Consider the following 13435-nt stretch of genomic DNA (forward strand, 5'->3'; position numbering starts at 1 on the left):
TGCGGGTCGACCGCGCGAGCGGCCACTGTACCCGAGCCTGACCCGCTTGCGCACGATGTGTTTTTTGTCTGGAATGATCGCTGGGACAGTCGGCGATCGCCCGCCAGATGGCGGCCAGGATATGAGAAGCGACGCCGGCGTGAGTGCGTCCCGGGCTGCCCGTCGTTGCGGCGGGCGGATCGGGATGACAGGGTAATCCGCACAAGCCGGCGCGCGCGCCGGGCAACCAGGGTAGACGTGATGACGGACAGAATCGAGGTGGCCGGACTCCATGTGCATCGGGCGCTCCATGCGCTGGTCGCCGATGAGGTGGTGCCCGGGCTCGGGATCGAGCCCGATTCGGTATGGGAGGGTCTGGCCGCGATTGTGCGTGATCTCGCACCGAAAAATCGCGACCTGCTGGAACGTCGTGATGCGCTGCAGGGCCGGCTCGATGCCTTCTGCCGCGAGCACGCCGGGGCCCGGCCGGATCCGTCTACGGTCCGTTCATTGCTGGAAGAGATCGGTTATCTGGAACCCGAGGGCGAGGATTTCGCCATCTCCACGTCCGGGGTGGACGCCGAGATCGCGACCGTGCCCGGACCGCAGCTCGTCGTGCCGGTGAGCAACGCCCGCTTCGCCCTCAACGCGGCGAATGCGCGCTGGGGCAGTCTCTACGACGCGCTCTACGGTACCGATATCATCCCGGAGACCGATGGCGCCGAGAAAGGCTCGCGCTATAACCCGGTGCGCGGCCGCAGGGTCATGGAACACGCGGCGGCGATACTCGATGAGATCGCGCCGTTGGCGGATGCGAGCCACCGCGACGCGACCGGCTATGCGCTGAGCAAGGATGGGGGTCGCCGGCGTCTGCGGGTACACACCGACACGGGCGAAACGGCGCTGAGTGATCCCGACCAGTTTGTCGGTTACACGGGGTCGGAAGACGCGCCCGACGGCATCCTGCTCGCGCATCACGGGCTGCACGCCGAGATCCGGATCGATCACGAGGACGAGGTCGGGCGCGACCACCCGGCGGGCGTCCGCGATGTCATCCTCGAGGCGGCGGTCACCACCATCCAGGACTGCGAGGATTCGGTCGCCGCGGTCGATGGCGAGGACAAGACCCTCGTCTATCGCAACTGGCTCGGGCTGATGACCGGATCGCTCGAGGAGAAGCTGGATAAGGGCGGGCGCACGCTCACGCGACGGCTGCACCCCGACCGGACGTACACGGCCGCGGATGGCGGCAACCTGACCCTGCCCGGGCGCAGCCTCATGCTGGTCCGCAACGTGGGCCATCTGATGACCACGCCGGCGGTGCTCGATGCCGACGGGAACGAGATCCCCGAAGGCATGCTCGATGCCATGATGACGTCGCTGATCGCCATGCATGACCTCAAGCGCACCGGTTCGGTGGTCAACTCGCGCACCGGCGAGAGTGTCTATATCGTCAAGCCGAAGATGCACGGTCCCGCGGAGGTCGCCTTCACGGTCGAACTGTTCGGCCGCGTCGAGGACGCCTTGGGGCTGGCGCGCAATACGCTCAAGGTCGGCATCATGGACGAGGAACGCCGCACCACGGTCAACCTCAAGGCATGCATCCGTGAGGCGCGCGAGCGGGTCATCTTCATCAATACCGGATTCCTCGACCGCACCGGCGATGAGATCCATACCTCGATGGAACTGGGCCCGATGGTGCGCAAGGAGGCCATGAAGAGCGAGCCCTGGATCCAGGCCTATGAGGACCGCAACGTCGATGTCGGCCTCGCCTGCGGGTTCCGCGGGCGCGCCCAGATCGGCAAGGGCATGTTCCCGAAACCGGAGCAGATGGCCGAGATGATGGAAACGAAGCAGGCGCACCCGGACGCGGGGGCGAACTGCGCGTGGGTACCGTCACCGACGGCGGCCACGCTGCATGCCATCCACTACCACCGGACCGACGTGCTGGCCGTCCAGGACCGCCTCGCGGGTCGGCAAAGGGCGGACCTGCATGATCTGTTGACGATCCCGGTCGCCGAGGATCCCTCGTGGTCCACGAAGGAAATCCAGCAGGAACTGGATAACAACGCGCAGGGCGTTCTCGGCTATCTGGTGCGCTGGATCGATCAGGGGATCGGCTGTTCGAAGGTGCCGGACATCAACGACGTCGCATTGATGGAAGATCGGGCCACCTGCCGGATCTCGAGCCAGCACATCGCCAACTGGCTGCGCCACGGGGTGTGCAGCGAGGAACAGGTCCGTAAGACGCTGGAGCGGATGGCCGCCGTCGTGGATAAACAGAACAGCGACGATCCGGCCTACCGCCCGATGACCGCCGATCTCGAACACAGCGTCGCGTTCCAGGCCGCCTGCGATCTCATCTTCCGTGGACGCGAGCAGCCGAGCGGCTATACCGAACCGGTGCTCCATGCCCGCCGCCTGGAGCGCAAGGCCCGGGATCGCGAAGACGGCTGAGCCGTTACGCCGACGGGTGGGATCAAGACGCCGTGCTGCGGTTCTTTCGCGAATCATCAACGCGAGGGCACGGGGCCCGCTGATCGCGAGCAAGCTCGCTCCTACATGAATCCTGTCACTCGGCGGATGATTCTACCTGTAGGAGCGAGCTTGCTCGCGATCGCTCGCGGGGGGCGGCCGAGGGCGTTTCGCTCATCCTCGGCGGTCCGCGTGTTCAGCGAGCCGTCCGAGGAAATCCAGGCAGGCCTCGAGCTCGGAGACCTCGATGTATTCGTTGGTCTCGTGCATGCGCGCGGTCTGGCCGGGGCCCAGGATGACCGTGGATATCCCGGCGGCCTGGAAATAACCGCCGTCGGTACCGATCGAGAAGACGCCGGGTGGCGCGTCGGTCCAGAGGTCGCGCACGAGCCGGGCGGCGGCGCCGTCGGGCTCGGCCCGCAGTGCCGGGTAGATGACCTCGTGCCGGAGCATGATTCCGGTGTCCGGGTGTTGCGCCCGCATTTCGGGCTGCAGGACGGTGTCGATGTGCTGCTGGATGCCGGCAAGGATCGCATCGCCGTCGTCCTCGGGAATGGGGCGGATCTCCCAGTCGAAGCGACAGGATTCGGGTACGACATTGCGGGCCATGCCGCCCTCGATCCAGCCGACGTTGATGGTCGTGTACGGCGGATCAAACGGCGAGCCCACGCGCGGCTGCGCCGCCATCGACTGGGCGCGCTCTTCCAGATGGGCAATCAGCCGGCTGGCGTAGTGGATCGCGTTGACCCCGGCGTAGGGACGCGCGGCGTGGCTCGCGGCGCCATGCACCTCGGCGATCATTTCGTAGCCCGCCTTGTGACCGACGATGGGCCGCATGCCGGTGGGTTCGCCGACGATGGCGATCGCGGGCCGGGTCGGGCGGGCCATCAGGAAATCGTACAGCCGCTGGGCGCCGAAGTTCCCGGACTCCTCGTCATACGTGAACGCGAGATGCAGCGGCCGGTCGAGTTCCGCCGCGCGGGCCTGGAACACCGGCACCATGGCGAGCACCGCCGCGAGAAAGCCCTTCATGTCGACGGCACCGCGCCCGAACAGGAGGCCGTCGCGCTCGGTCAGTGTGAATGGCGCACTGTCCCAGCCGTCCGGCACGGCCGGCACGACGTCGAGGTGGGCCGACAGCATGACCCCGCCGCCGCGGTCGGGCCCGATCGTGGCGAACAGGTTCGCGCGCTCGCCGGACTCGTCGCTCACCCGTTCACAGGGGACCCCGTGCTCCGCCAGCCAGCGTTCGATGTACTCGACGATCGGCAGGTTGGATTGCCCACTGACCGAGGGGAACGCGACGAGGTCGTGCAGGAGCGCCGTGCATTGTTCCAGTGCGGTTTTCATGGCTTCGGGTCCAGCGGGAATAGACGGCGGGCGGGATCATCGCGCGATGGGGGCTGGCTGTACAGCGATGGATTATCTATGGTCGCCGGGACCAGACCGAGCGGATCCTTTGCGGGGAGAGCACCCTTGTCGGAATGCAGCAGGAAACGGTATGACGACCGGGAGGTATCCCGTGGGATCCCGGCGTAACACGACCGACAGGCCGGTTCTCAGCGCCGCTCTCGGTATTTGGGCACTGTTGCTCGGCATGCTCATGCTCATGCTCGGCAACGGTCTGCAGGGCACGGTCATCGGTGTCCGGGCGACCGCTGAGGGATTTGCGACCAACACCACCGGGCTGATCATCTCGGGCTACTTTATCGGTTTCCTGCTCGGCTCGTGGCTCACGCCAAAATTCATCCAACAGGTGGGGCATCTGCGGGTTTTCGCCGCTTTCGCGTCGATGGCCTCGGTGACCGTGCTGGTCCACAGCATGGTCATCGCGCCGTGGGTCTGGGTGCTGATGCGGCTCGTCACCGGTTTCGCCTTCGCCGGCGTCTATATCGTTGCCGAGAGCTGGCTCAACGATCGCGTGACCAATGAACACCGCGGCGGCCTGCTCTCGATTTACATGATCATCAGCTATGCGGGCCTGACGGGCGGGCAATTACTGCTCAACGCGGCCGATCCGATGCTCCACGACCTCTTCATTCTGGTCGCGATGCTGGTATCGCTGGCCGCCGTGCCGATTCTGCTGGTGGTAACCCAGGCGCCCGCCGTGCAGCAGTGGACCGCAATGGGACCCCTGCGGCTCTATCGCGCCTGCGGCCTGGGTGCCGTGGGCAGCTGCGTGGCCGGGATCGCGGGCGGCGCACTGTTGGGCATGGGGCCGGTCTATGCCGCCGGCGCCGGCATGTCCACCGCCCAGATTTCCCTGTTTATGGCCTTGCTGATCGGCGCCGGCGCCGTGTGTCAGTGGCCGATCGGCAGGGCGTCGGACCGGCTCGATCGCCGCATCATGATCCTGGCCGTGAGTATCGCCGGCGCCGCTGCCGCCTTCGGCGCCGCGTGGGTGACCGCGACTGCGAGCGCAGCCGAGGAAGCCGTCACGCCGGTCATGTTTTTCGGGATGGTGATCGGCGCGGCCTCGCTCGCGCTGTACCCGCTGTTCTCCGCCCACACCAATGACCGACTGCGCCCGGAGCAGTTCGTCGGCGCGGGCAGCAGTCTGATCATGCTGTACGGGGTGGGGGCGATCGCGGGCCCTCTGCTGGCGGGGGCGTCCATGGAGTACCTCGGGCCGGCCGGCTTTTTCTGGCTGGTGGCCCTGACGCTCGCGGCGATGGCCGCTTATACGGTCTGGCGGCTGCGGCGGGGTGACCCGTTGGCCGTCGAGGACCAGTCCCCGTGGATCGGGACGCCCGGTCGTACACCGTCAATGGCGCCGGCGCACGCGGGTCGTGGCTGGCTTCGTTGGCGCCCGAAAGGATCAGGGTCCGGTTCGTCGGGCGATGGATAAGACCCGCATGACCCGCCTGGCGCGAGCGCAACGGGTCAGTCCCCGCGTGGCGGGTGCAGCGGTTCCGGCTCCGATGGCCGGCGGCGGCCATTGCGGGTCTGGCTGTAGGCCAGATAGCCACCGCAGAGGGCGATGACGATGCCGCCCGCCACGGACAGCGGTGACGGTATCTCAGCCCAGATGAGCCAGCCGAACACCGTCGCCCAGACGAGGCCCGTATAGTCGAAGGGGGCCACGACCGAGGCGACACCGATGCGGAACCCCTGGGTGATCAGGGTCATCGCGAGGCCGCCGAAGAGTCCGGAGCCGATGAAGTACGGCAGATGGGCGAGTTCCGGCGTCTTCCAGACCCAGGGCAGCAGCATGCCGATCAGCACCAGCGGGACCGCCGTCGCATAGAACATGGTCGCCCAGATGGTCTCGCGGCGCCCCAGCATGCGTGCGGTGAGCATGAGCATGCCGTAGGCGAATGCCGTGGTGAGCGGCGCCAGGGCCGCCAGCGAGAAGGCGGCGCCGCCCGGGCGTGCAATGAGCAGGATGCCGCCGAAGCCGGCGATGGTCGCTATCCACTGGACGGGGCCGGGACGCTCGCCCAGCAGCGGTATGGCGAGCAGCGTGACGAACAGCGGAGCGGTGAACGCGATCGCGCTCACCTCGGCCAGTGGCAGCAGCGTCAGTCCGAGGAAGAAACTGAGCGTCGCGCAGGTCGCGAGCAGTCCGCGGCCGATGTGCGCGAGCGGGCGCGCGGTCGTGAGCGAACGCGGCCCGGCGACCGCCAAGGCCACACCGACGATCAGCGGCAGCGCGAACAACATGCGGAAGAAGGCGACCTCGACCACGGGGTACAGTTCGCCGAGCCATTTCGCGAACACGTCGTTGATCGTCAGGCAGAAAACGCCCGCGCACATGAAGGCGATGCCGGCGGCGGGCGAGCCATCGGCCTCACTGGCGGTCGCGCTGCGCGCAATGGCCATAGCGGTACTCCGTCCGGCCATGACCGCGGGTACCGGCGCAGAGGCGCGAGGTGGCCCCATAGCTGCCGCGGACATGGTGTCGTTGATGATCGTGTGCCCGGATACGGGCGTGCACCGGCAGGTGCGGGCGGAGGCTAACATGGCCCAGGCTGATGCCGTCGTGCGGTGGCCGCCACCGCCGCTCGGCGCTATCCTGCGCGGTCCTTATGCGACCACGGAGTCAACGCAGTGTGGCAGGTTCTCGAGGTCACGGTACCGGTCTTCGCGGTCATTCTGGTCGGTTATCTGTATGCACGGTTCCGCGCCAGCGATATGGCGGTCGCGAACCGGCTCAACGTGCATCTGTTCGTGCCGGCGCTGCTGTTCTTCGTGCTGTCGGAGAAACTCCCCGAGGCCTCTGCGATCCTGGTGCCCGCGCTGGGCGCTGGCTTCGTCGTGCTGGCCAGCGGGCTCCTCGCGTGGCCGGTGATCCGGCTTGCGGGGCGGTCGGCCCGCACGGTCGCGCCGCCGATGATGTTCAACAATGCGGGCAATCTCGGGTTGCCGCTGGCGGCCCTCGCGTTCGGTGACGCCGGACTTGCGCTGGCGGTCGTGCTGTTCGTTGTTTCGATGACGCTGCACTTCACCTTCGGGGTGTTCATGCTGCACGGTCGGGCCTCGCTCGGGCCGCTGTTGTACAACCCCATTCTGATCGCGACGATCGTCGGCCTCTGGGCGCATTTCGGGGACTGGCGGGCGCCGGAACTGCTGCTCCCCGGTCTCGAGATGATGGCGGATGTATCGATTCCGTTGATGCTTGTGGCACTGGGCGTGCGCCTGACCGATGTCGACCTTTCACAATGGCGGGTGGGCCTCGTCGGCGCGTTGCTGTGTCCGGCGACCGGTCTGCTGGCCGCATGGATGTTTATCGCCGCGTTTGGGCTGACCGGTCCGCAGGCCGGCCTCCTGTGGCTCTTCGGTGTGCTGCCGCCGGCGGTTCTGAACTACATCCTTGCCGAGCACTACCAGCGTGGGCCCGGGCAGGTGGCCTCGATCGTGGTGATGGGGAATGCGGCCGCCCTGATCACGATCCCGGCGGCACTCTACTTCATCCTGCCAGGCTGAACGCCGCGGCTTGAGCCCGGACTCCGCCCGTGTATTCGGGCGGTTCCGAAAAAGAAAAGGGCCGGGACACATACTGCTGTCCCGGCCCTTGCTCTTGCCTGCCTGAATAGCGCCGTTAGCGCGGCAGGATGATCACGCGCCGATTCCGCGCGCGTCCCTCTGCGGTCGCATTGGTCGCGACCGGATCCGCCTCACCACGTCCAGACACGGACATCAGGTCGCGGTCGATACCCTGGTCGGCAAGATAATCGGCCACGGCCTCGGCACGACGGCGGGAGAGGTCGCGGTTGTAGTCCGCGCTGCCCTGGCTGTCGGTGTAACCGATGATCTCGATCCGATCGACCCCGCCGCGGGCCTTGAGGCTTGCGGCCGTGTCCTGCAGCGCCCGCTCCGTCTCCGGACGCAGCTCGGCACTGTTGACGGCGAATTCGCCGCCTTCGACCTCGAGATCGATGACTTCGCAGCCGCTATCGCGGACTTCGGCACCTTCCGGCGTGCCGGGACACTGGTCGCGGTCGTCCGCGACACCGTCGCCGTCGCTGTCGAGCACACAGCCGCTGTTGTCGACCGGGCGTCCCGAAGCGGTACCCGGGCAGGAATCGGCGTGGTCAGCCACGCCATCGCCGTCGCTGTCCAGCGCACAGCCGTTGGCATCCACGCGGGCGCCGGACGGCGTCCCCGGACACTGATCGTTGACGTCGGTGACGCCGTCGCCATCGCTGTCGAGGGCGCAGCCGTTGTCGTCGACGCGGACCCCTTCGGGCGTATCCGGGCACTGGTCGTCGGGATCGTTGACACCGTCGCCGTCGCTGTCGACAACGTCGCCGCATTTTTCGGCGAATTCGCTCTGGTCCTCTTCAGCCGGATACGGACTGCGCCAGCACTCGCCGTAACGCGTCATCCAGACGTCACCGTCACGGGTGGTGACATAGCCGCGTGTATCAGGGTCGGCAGCGAAGGCGGGCAGTGTGATCATGCCCGCGATGAGCGCGAGGATCACCGCTGCCGGCGGCGAAAAACGGATGGTTCGGATCGCTCGGAGCATTGCTGTTTTATCCTGGGGCCAAAAGGCCCGAATGGGGGAAGATCGGGTTGTGGCTGACACGGATACCACGCCCCTTGATGGTAGTTGAACCCGGAATCCCGCTGCAGTGAGCAGATACATTGTGGGCAATCCGAAATCAAAGACTGCAGCCCTCGGGCTGGGCTGTCAACGCGATTCACCCGCGAACGCGCGGTGCGTCATGGCTCCTTGTCGCCAGGATTCGTCTCCAGGTGGCAGATGCGTATGATGAAGTCCGTGACTCCATAGAGGGAGTCGGGCTGATCGGGAGGTCCGGGATGAATCATCAACGGGTCGATGCAGGGGCCGCCGGGCGCTGGCTGCAGCGCGGCTGGAACCTGTTCACGCAGAGCGCCGGGTTGTGGGTCTTACTGGCGCTCGTGATGGGGATTATTTTCGTGGTGCTCCAGTTCGTGCCGCTGCTGGGCAGTCTCGTGGGGGCACTGCTGATGCCGACGCTGTTCGGTGGCCTCGTCTACGGTGCACGCGAGCTCGAGCGTGGACGTGTTCTCGAACTCGGGCATCTGTTCCAGGCGTTTCGCGAACCGGGGCGCGCTGGCCCGATGCTGGCGCTGGGTCTGGTGCCGCTCGCCGCCGGGGTGATGTCCGGCTCAGCCGGCGCCGGGATGGCCTCCGGTTCCGGCGGTATGGGGGTCGGCATGATGGCCGGCGGCGGTATGCTGATGATGCTGATCTCGCTGCTGATCGGGCTGGTCTCGGGCGCCCTGCTGCTGTTCGCGATCCCCCGCGTGATGTTCGGGATCGATGCCCCCATGGCGGCGATCCAGGCCAGTTTCAGCGCGGTGCTGGACAACCTCGGGGCGTACTTCGTGCTGGCGGTGATCTATTTCGTGCTCGCGATCGTAGCGGCGATCCCCCTGGGCCTGGGCTTCCTCGTTCTGCTGCCGGTGATGGCGGGGGCGGTCTACACGGCACATGCCGAGGTTTTCGGGGACCATTCGGTCGAGGCCGCGCCGCAATAGCGATCCGCCCCGGGGCCGCGCATCCCGTCAGCGGTCGGGCAGCCACCGGGATGCACGGGTCGGCGGCTCGACCGGCGCGAAATGGAAACCCTGGCCGATGTCGCAGCCCAGCTCGGCCAGGAAGTCACGCTGGTTGTCGTGCTCGATCCCGACCGCGGCGACCTGCATCCCGTGGTCATGGGAGACGGCGATGACCGCCCGCGCGACGGCCGCGCAGCGCCGATTGCCCGGCAGCCCGGCCACGATACTGTTGTCGAGCTTGGCGATATCGACCGGGAGCGAGCGGATCAGTTCTCCCGACCGTGGGCCGGTGCCGACATCATCGAGTGCGAGCCGGATCCGGTCGCCGCAGAGGCGGCGATGTTCCGCGCACGCGTTCGACAGTTCGATCGAGGTGGAGCGCTCCGAGACCTCGATCACGAGGTGCCGTGCGATGTCGGGCCGCTCCCGCCCCAGCCGGCGCAGATCCTTCAGCAGTGACTGGTCCGCCAGAATCGCAGCCGGGATATTGACGCCGATCCCGGCCTCGTGCGGCAGCCGTTCCCGCCAGTCCTCGATCTGACCGGTCATCCGGTCGATCACGTCCAGTGTCGCGGCGCGCAGCATGCCGCCGTGCTTCAGTTCGTTCAGGAAATCCGAGGGCAGCACCAGTTCGCCCGAAGGATCCTGCCAGCGCAGCAGTCCCTCGAAGCCCACAAGCCGGCCATCCAGCAGCGCGAACTGCGGCTGGTAGTGGACCGTCAGTTCCTGGATCTCGACGGTGGCGCTGGATGAATTCGCCGCGATATCGGTGCTCCGTTGTTCGGGTTGGTCAGGGTCTTCCGGTGCCGGCTGAGCGGTGCGTGTTCGTCCCGCGGCCCATGGCCATGGGCTCCGGCCGGTCGCTCTAAAAGACCATGCGAAACCCGTGCCGTTGGCGCAGCGCCCGGCGGCGCAGACGGGCCGGCGAAATGCGCAGATCATACGGAAGTCGGCTGGACCATTGTGAGGGTGGCCACCACGCGGCGTACACTGGTGGTCATCGATGAGGGCAGGTGGCCCGCACGCCGCCCTGAAGAGGAAGCTCGATTATGCAGACCGTACGGATCGACCTGGTTTCCGATATCGCCTGTCCATGGTGCGCAATCGGTTATAAACGCCTGGCGCAGGCGCTGGCCGAGCTTGAGGGCGAGGTGGAAGTCGAACTCGTCTGGCAGCCGTTTGAGCTGAATCCCGACATGCCGCCCGAAGGCGAGCCGATTCTCGATCACCTCTGTCGCAAGTATGGTCAGGACGCCGCGACTGTCGAGCGGACGCAGGGCGAGATCATGGCGTTGGCGCAAGGGCTCGGACTGGACTTCCGGCGTGCCCGTGAGCGGCGCGCACTTGCCACGTTCGACGCCCATCGGGTGCTGGCCTGGGCTGCCGAGCAGGGCCGTGAGACCGCCCTGAATCTGGCCCTGTTCGATGTCTATTTCGGTGAGGCGAAGAATCCCTCCGATCCGCTGGTCCTGCGTGCCGCCGCGGAGCGTGCCGGCCTCGATGGTGACGAGGCCGAGGCGGTCGCCCGCTCCGATCGCTATGCCGACAGCGTCCGGGCGGCCAAACGCCGGTTCATGGACGCGGGTGTCGACGCGGTGCCCGCGTTCATCCTCAACCAGCGCTGGCTTGTTTCGGGCGCCCAGCCACCCGCTACACTGGTCGCAGCGATTCGTCAGGCCGCGGCGGAGGAGGGGCAGTCGGCCGCCGCATCCGGGGCCTGATCACCCGCGACGCCTGAATGCCCGCCAGCCGCGGTCCGCGATGACCGCGGCACGCGCTTGTCGTATCATCCACTGCCGGTCGCGGGTCGAACCGCCGCCGCCATCCCCTGACAGGACGGATATGCCCTCACGACGCGAGCAATTCGGCGCCGGCGTCGCCGCCGTGGCGCCCATGCTTCCGGGCGTCGCGCCGTTTGGCGTGATCGCCGGTCTGACGGCGATCGGCACCGGGCTCAGTTCGGCCCAGGCGATGGCGATGTCCGTGGTGATCTTCGCGGGCGCCTCGCAACTCGCCACGCTGCAGTTGGTGGCGGATGGCGCGATGCCCGCGATCATCCTGCTCACCGTATTTACCATCAATCTGCGCTTTTCCATGTACAGCGCATCGCTGGCGCCGCATTTCCAGCACCTCGGCCGGCGCTGGCGGTTGCCGCTCGCCTACGTGCTGGTGGATCAGAACTACGCGCTCGGGATCCACCACTACCGCCAGGGGAAGCCGGGTGCGGCGGAATTCGGTCACTGGTTTTTCCTCGGGGCCGGTATCACGCTCTGGCTTACCTGGCAGGCCGCGACCGCGGTCGGCGTGTTCATGGGTGCCAGCGTGCCGCGCGACTGGTCGCTGGATTTCGCCATTCCGCTGGTCTTCATGGTCCTGCTCGTGCCGACGCTGCAGGATCGGCCCCACATCGCGGCCGCGGTCACGGGTGGCGTAGTGGCGACGCTCGCCGCGGATATGCCGCTGCATCTCGGGATCGTGACCGGGGCGCTGTGCGGGATCGCCGCGGGCGTGTGGTTCGAATACCGCGCGGAGGCCGCATGAGCGAGGCGACGCTGTGGCTGACGATCCTCGGTGCGGGCCTGTGCACCTGGCTGCTGCGACTGTCGTTCATCGAGCTGTGGCAATGGATGCGGGTGCCGCCGCTGTTGGATCGCGCCCTGCGCTACGTCCCCCCGGCGGTCCTCGCGGCGCTGGTCGTGCCGGCTTTGGCGCGCTCCGGCGGCGGCATCGATCTCTCACCGGAGAATCTGCGCCTGGTCGCCGGTGTCGTCGCGGCCTTCGTCGCCTGGTTCTCGCGCAATGTGCTGCTGACGCTCGCCGCCGGCATGGGCATGCTCTGGTTCCTGCAGACGCTTACCTGACGCCGCGCATGGCGCGTCCGCGGTGGTTCATGCGCTGAGTCGTTGTGGTCGGCTGCCGTTCCGTCATTGCATTGTGGAACCATTTACGACGGCCATGCTCGAAACAGACTGGCCCGTGTCCGGGACGGTAATTCAACAGCGGGGTGAAGAACGATGAACCATCAGGTCACACGGCGCCAGCAGACCAGCGTCGGGGAAATCGCATGGGATGCGGTCGGCAGCGGACCCGATGTCGTGCTGGTGCATGGCACGCCCACCCGTTCGCTGGTGTGGCAGGGCGTGATCGAGCGCCTGCGTGAGCACTACCGTATCCATTATCTCGACCTGCCGGGCTACGGCGAGTCGCAGCAGTTCGAGGGACAGGAGGTGCGGCTGCGCAGCTTCGCCCGGGCACTGCGCGAGTTTCTGGGCGAGCGCGGGCTCGAACGGCCGCATCTGGTCGGTCACGATTTTGGCGCGGCCGCCGTGATGGGGGCGCACCTGATCGAAGCGGTGCCGGTCGCCAGCATCACGGTCGCCGACGGCGTGCTGCTCAGTCCCTGGGGGACGCCGTTCTCGCGGCACGTGCGCGAGCATGAATCCGTGTTCGCCGCCGTTCCCGGGTACATCCACCGGGCCACGCTGGCGGCCCATCTGGCCACCGGTGTCGTGCGGCCATTGCCGGCGGATCTGGAACGGGCGCTGATCGAGCCATGGACGGGGCCGGAGGGGCAGGCGGCCTACTATCGTCAGGTGGGACAGTATGACTATGAATACACCGAGTGGCTGGAGGCCCGTTATCCCTCGCTCGAGGTGCCGGTGACGATCCTCTGGGGGGAACAGGACGGCTGGGTGCCGCCGAGCGAGGCCTACCGCCTGCAGGCCATGATTCCGGGTGCCGGACTGCGCCTGCTGCCGGATGCCGGCCACTTCTCGATGCTCGACTGTCCAGGGCTGTTCGCCCGCGAACTGGATCAGGTACTGCGCGGCAATCTCGGCGAAAGCGGGATTCAGGGGGCGGGCGTCCATACCGTGCGCGTTTGAGGCGGTTCCGCCTCTCTCGCGTCCATACCACAAGACGCAGAAACACGCGCGCGAATTCACTTGGCAGGGTATCTGCGATATCGTCAGGGGGCCCTGCAGATCCG

At 67.1% G+C, this 13435-nt stretch carries 12 protein-coding genes; 8 read left to right on the forward strand and 4 right to left on the reverse strand.

Annotated features, from left to right (window positions below):
• Positions 1–240 precede the first annotated feature (240 nt).
• Positions 241–2436: a malate synthase G gene (locus A0W70_RS08790; protein WP_070988972.1), complete on the forward strand. Its 2196-nt coding sequence runs from the start codon at positions 241–243 to the stop codon at positions 2434–2436.
• A gap of 192 nt (positions 2437–2628) precedes the next feature.
• On the opposite strand, the gene argE is transcribed toward A0W70_RS08790, so the two are convergent.
• Positions 2629–3804, reverse strand: coding sequence for an acetylornithine deacetylase (gene argE, locus A0W70_RS08795; RefSeq protein WP_070988973.1), 1176 nt, complete (start codon positions 3802–3804; stop codon positions 2629–2631).
• 151 nt (positions 3805–3955) lie between these two features.
• Here argE and A0W70_RS08800 point away from each other — a divergent pair, with 151 nt between their 5' ends.
• A complete protein-coding gene (locus A0W70_RS08800; protein WP_175443090.1) occupies positions 3956–5302 on the forward strand; it encodes an MFS transporter in 1347 nt (448 codons plus the stop codon).
• 35 nt (positions 5303–5337) lie between these two features.
• Here the strand turns inward: A0W70_RS08800 and A0W70_RS08805 are convergent, their stop codons facing one another.
• Complete coding sequence (locus A0W70_RS08805; protein ID WP_070988975.1) at positions 5338–6276, reverse strand: DMT family transporter; 939 nt, start codon at positions 6274–6276, stop codon at positions 5338–5340.
• Between the two features lie 228 nt (positions 6277–6504).
• On the opposite strand from A0W70_RS08805, the gene A0W70_RS08810 reads away from it, so the two are divergent.
• Positions 6505–7380, forward strand: coding sequence for an AEC family transporter (locus A0W70_RS08810; protein ID WP_070988976.1), 876 nt, complete (start codon positions 6505–6507; stop codon positions 7378–7380).
• 115 nt (positions 7381–7495) lie between these two features.
• Here the strand turns inward: A0W70_RS08810 and A0W70_RS08815 are convergent, their stop codons facing one another.
• Positions 7496–8425 carry an OmpA family protein gene (locus A0W70_RS08815; protein ID WP_070988977.1) on the reverse strand — a complete coding sequence of 310 codons (930 nt, stop codon included), beginning with the start codon at positions 8423–8425 and terminating at the stop codon, positions 7496–7498.
• 296 nt (positions 8426–8721) lie between these two features.
• On the opposite strand from A0W70_RS08815, the gene A0W70_RS08820 reads away from it, so the two are divergent.
• Positions 8722–9426, forward strand: a complete 705-nt coding sequence (locus A0W70_RS08820) for a BPSS1780 family membrane protein (RefSeq protein ID WP_070988978.1) — start codon at positions 8722–8724, stop codon at positions 9424–9426.
• A 27-nt stretch (positions 9427–9453) separates the two neighbouring features.
• On the opposite strand, the gene A0W70_RS08825 is transcribed toward A0W70_RS08820, so the two are convergent.
• Positions 9454–10389 carry an EAL domain-containing protein gene (locus A0W70_RS08825; protein ID WP_070988979.1) on the reverse strand — a complete coding sequence of 312 codons (936 nt, stop codon included), beginning with the start codon at positions 10387–10389 and terminating at the stop codon, positions 9454–9456.
• Between the two features lie 107 nt (positions 10390–10496).
• On the opposite strand from A0W70_RS08825, the gene A0W70_RS08830 reads away from it, so the two are divergent.
• The 4 genes from A0W70_RS08830 (at position 10497) to A0W70_RS08845 (ending at position 13331) form a co-directional block, all read left to right on the forward strand.
• Positions 10497–11168, forward strand: coding sequence for a DsbA family oxidoreductase (locus A0W70_RS08830; protein ID WP_070988980.1), 672 nt, complete (start codon positions 10497–10499; stop codon positions 11166–11168).
• 121 nt (positions 11169–11289) lie between these two features.
• Entirely contained in the window at positions 11290–11988 is a 699-nt protein-coding gene (locus tag A0W70_RS08835; protein ID WP_070988981.1) for an AzlC family ABC transporter permease, read from the forward strand.
• A complete protein-coding gene (locus tag A0W70_RS08840) occupies positions 11985–12308 on the forward strand; it encodes an AzlD domain-containing protein (protein ID WP_070988982.1) in 324 nt (107 codons plus the stop codon). The genes A0W70_RS08835 and A0W70_RS08840 overlap by 4 nt, the downstream gene beginning before the upstream one ends.
• Before the next feature lie 153 nt (positions 12309–12461).
• Complete coding sequence (locus A0W70_RS08845) at positions 12462–13331, forward strand: alpha/beta fold hydrolase (RefSeq protein WP_070988983.1); 870 nt, start codon at positions 12462–12464, stop codon at positions 13329–13331.
• The last annotated feature ends 104 nt before the right edge of the window (positions 13332–13435 follow it).

The sequence above is a fragment of the Halofilum ochraceum genome (genome assembly GCF_001614315.2).
Taxonomy (GTDB): Bacteria; Pseudomonadota; Gammaproteobacteria; order XJ16; family Halofilaceae; genus Halofilum; species Halofilum ochraceum.

Coding starts and splice junctions, on each gene's coding strand:
- A0W70_RS08790 (WP_070988972.1), top strand. CDS start 241: ATGACGGACAGAATCGAGGTGGCCGGACTCCATGTGCATCGGGCGCTC.
- argE (WP_070988973.1), bottom strand. CDS start 3,804: ATGAAAACCGCACTGGAACAATGCACGGCGCTCCTGCACGACCTCGTC.
- A0W70_RS08800 (WP_175443090.1), top strand. CDS start 3,956: ATGACGACCGGGAGGTATCCCGTGGGATCCCGGCGTAACACGACCGAC.
- A0W70_RS08805 (WP_070988975.1), bottom strand. CDS start 6,276: ATGGCCATTGCGCGCAGCGCGACCGCCAGTGAGGCCGATGGCTCGCCC.
- A0W70_RS08815 (WP_070988977.1), bottom strand. CDS start 8,425: ATGCTCCGAGCGATCCGAACCATCCGTTTTTCGCCGCCGGCAGCGGTG.
- A0W70_RS08820 (WP_070988978.1), top strand. CDS start 8,722: ATGAATCATCAACGGGTCGATGCAGGGGCCGCCGGGCGCTGGCTGCAG.
- A0W70_RS08825 (WP_070988979.1), bottom strand. CDS start 10,389: ATGATCTGCGCATTTCGCCGGCCCGTCTGCGCCGCCGGGCGCTGCGCC.
- A0W70_RS08830 (WP_070988980.1), top strand. CDS start 10,497: ATGCAGACCGTACGGATCGACCTGGTTTCCGATATCGCCTGTCCATGG.
- A0W70_RS08835 (WP_070988981.1), top strand. CDS start 11,290: ATGCCCTCACGACGCGAGCAATTCGGCGCCGGCGTCGCCGCCGTGGCG.
- A0W70_RS08840 (WP_070988982.1), top strand. CDS start 11,985: ATGAGCGAGGCGACGCTGTGGCTGACGATCCTCGGTGCGGGCCTGTGC.
- A0W70_RS08845 (WP_070988983.1), top strand. CDS start 12,462: ATGAACCATCAGGTCACACGGCGCCAGCAGACCAGCGTCGGGGAAATC.